At 35.9% G+C, this 3,165-nt stretch carries 1 protein-coding gene and 1 pseudogene; both read right to left on the bottom strand.

The genetic code is table 11. The annotated features are described in order from the left end of the window. Nucleotides 1-585: 585 nt before the first annotated feature. Nucleotides 586-2,046, bottom strand: coding sequence for a sodium/proline symporter (locus tag LIZ98_RS17165; RefSeq protein WP_227140373.1), 1,461 nt, complete (start codon nt 2,044-2,046; stop codon nt 586-588). A 447-nt stretch (nt 2,047-2,493) separates the two neighbouring features. Next, nucleotides 2,494-3,035: pseudogene (locus LIZ98_RS17160) on the bottom strand (flavodoxin family protein). Between the last annotated feature and the right edge of the window lie 130 nt (nt 3,036-3,165).

The following is a 3,165-nucleotide window of genomic DNA, read 5'->3' as shown; positions in this document are numbered from 1 at the left end:
TCAAGCGGTTAAGACACCGCCCTTTCACGGCGGTAACACGGGTTCGAATCCCGTAGGGGTCATAAAGTAAAAACCACACATATAAGTTATGTGTGGTTTTTACTTTATTGGAAAGCCCAGAACACTTGTGACTTCAGTTAACTGCTAAAAACCGGCGTACACCATGTTTAATGGGTCCGCCTTTTTGATAAAAATTCAACTATTAATACTAGTTGCCTGCGGGAACAGCACACATATTCGACAAAAGCATAGGCGGCAGCGAAAAAGCTTTTGTAACGAAAGCGATAGCGACAGTCACACGAGCCAAACTAAGCAGGCGTGAGGAAGCGAGCATTGAGGCGGCTCAAGTCCTGCTCTAAGGTGCGCGTCCGCCACCGAAACGAAAATCAACCGAATCTATTCTTTTAGCAATAAAAGTTTAGAAGTTGTACTATTAGGTCTCCAAGGACACTGAATAATCTTCCTCGAATTTGAATGGCACGAAGGAAAAACAAACAAGGTGAGGCAAGACTACTTGAGTGATTTTATGAGTAATCTTCCATACTGTAAACTACTATGAAGCGATGCGACGTGCTGAACATCTTATTACACAACAACCTCTGTATCAGCATCCTTATCTATCCTATTTTTATCTGGGAAAACGAGACTGAACACGATTCCGAAAAATGCTGCAATGAAAAATGTTGTAAAACGGGAAGTAATGATGCTTTCTAGAGGCGTACTAATCCATAAAACAGTTGAAACAAATCCTGAAATAATTGTTGCAATTACTCCAATACTTGAATAACGTTTCCAAAAAAATGTCATAAGAATGGCAGGAGACAACGTACAACCAATCCCTGCCCAAGCCCAGCTGACGACTAGGTACACTAAAGAATCCGAGACAAGAGCAATTACCATACCGACTAAAGCGATAATAATAATGGAAATACGAGATAAAAGAATTAGTTGCTTTTCTGTTAATCGAAGTTTTAAAGTTTTGTGGACAATATCTTCAGTGATGGAACTTGTGATAACCATAATTTGTGAGTTTGCAGTTGAGTTTATAGCAGCTAAAACCCCGGCAAGAATTATTCCTGCTATCCAAGGTGGCATTAACTCCAAAACCATTGTTGGCATCATGGTTTCAACATCTGAAAATGACCCTTGATTATAAAGAGCAATTCCTGCGATCCCGATGGAAAAAGCACCAACATACGCTAAAATTGTCCATACGGTTGCTACAATCGTTCCTTGATTGGCTTCTTTTTCATTTTTTAATGCCATAAAACGGGCACTTAATTGTGGCTGTCCACCTAAAAAGCCGAAAAACCAAGAGAAATTATTAAAAAAGAGAACACCTATGGCAAATCCGGATAAACCTCCAAACCAAGCATCAAAGGAATCACCTGCTCTTAGTAGTGAATCAGTAACAGAGATGTCATTTGCTACAATATAGGTAAATGCAACAATCGGTAGCCCAACCAACGTAACAATCATCATTAGGCTTTGAATCATATCTGTCCAGACCACTGAAATAAAGCCGCCGGAAAAAGATGTAAATATAATAACAGCACAAGATAATACAACACCAACAATAATTGGCAAATTGAAAGTTGTAAAAAGAATCTTACCTGCCCCAGCCATTTGAGCGCCAATATAAAAAATCATTAAGCCAACGATTAACAAACTTGCTAACCAGCGAATGACATTTGCTTTTTGTCCAAAGCGAACCGCCAAATAATCACTAAGAGTTAAGACATCGTATTTTTCAGTTTCTTTCATAAAACGCTTTGCTAAAAAAACCCATGAAAAAATAATTCCGATCGAAATTCCAATTGCTACCCATATACCGGATAAACCGGTCATAAAGACGAAACCTGTATAACCCAGGAGTAACCAAGCAGATTCACCGGTTGCTCTTTCTGAAAACGCCAAGACCCAACCGGGTATTTTTTTCCCTCCTAATAAAAAATCTGATTTCGTTTGTATGCTCTTGCTAAAATAGATACCAATTGTACAAATACCTATACAATACAAAATAAATATAATCAAAATCGTGTTCATAAACTTCCTCCTTAAGGGGTAATTTTTTATAAAAGCGCTTTCATAACCTAATAATATTATTAAACAAACGAATTTTTTCCTAATTAAATCACTTCCTTTCATTAAAAATTATTTCATTATAGTAAATTAAAAAAATTCTTACTTGATTAATAAATTTATAATTAATTTTTGGATAAAAGTCTATAGTTGCATTGCACAAAAAAAAGGAAGGAAAATTATATTTGTAATGGAAGGAAATTTAACACATCAGAAAAATCAAAGAAATCTAATTGTGCAGATTAACTAACTGGCAGGAAATTAAAGCCTAAGGATGCTTTAAATAATATTTTGGAGAAATAGGATAAACTAAACACCGACAAATGTGGAATTCGAAAGTTTTCAGTAAAAACACAATACAAAAAATACAGGATTCATCTAAAAGATAAATCCTGTACTTATTCAATGGGACTAAGTCAATAGCACCTTATTTAATTGAGTTGCAGCATGTACTGCATTCTCATCGTGTAAAAATCTCCCGGTTTGTTTCCTTCACCAATTATGTAACCGGAAAAAGTAATATCCATAAATTCAAAAATATAATTAAACTGTTGAATAAGTGGGAGACCTTTTATAGATGGAGAATCGCCTCCAACGGCAATAACGTATGCCTTCTTGTCAGCCATTATCTCTTTAAACTGGGGATAATCCGCATCTCTGAATGTTTGTGACCACCGATCAATAAATAGCTTCATCGTTGCAGACATATTGTACCAATATATTGGGGTAGAAAAAATAATAATTTCATGTGGCAGAATTTGATCAATGACCGTATGATAATCATCATTTACTTCTTGAAAGCCGGTTTTACTATGGCGTCCGTCTTTAATGGGTTGAATATTGTAATTTCTTAAATAGATTCGTTCGACAGGTAAATGATTCACAGCAATTTCCGTTAATATTTCTGAATTCCCTTGGTTTCTTGTTCCTCCGTATAGAACAGCAATGGACATGTTGTAACCTCCTATTTTTAGCTAATGAAAGTATAAATTTTTCGAATTCTACTTTCCTAACGCATAAGAGCACAAGGAAAGCTTCGTGGGAATACATCGCAACCGAAAAAATTTTATATTTTTTCGGTGA

This window comes from Caldibacillus sp. 210928-DFI.2.18, assembly GCF_020554505.1.
In the GTDB taxonomy this organism is placed as follows: domain Bacteria; phylum Bacillota; class Bacilli; order Bacillales; family Caldibacillaceae; genus Caldifermentibacillus; species Caldifermentibacillus hisashii.
The sequence above is the reverse complement of the archived record's forward strand: the minus strand, read 5'-3'. Positions and strand labels throughout refer to the sequence as shown.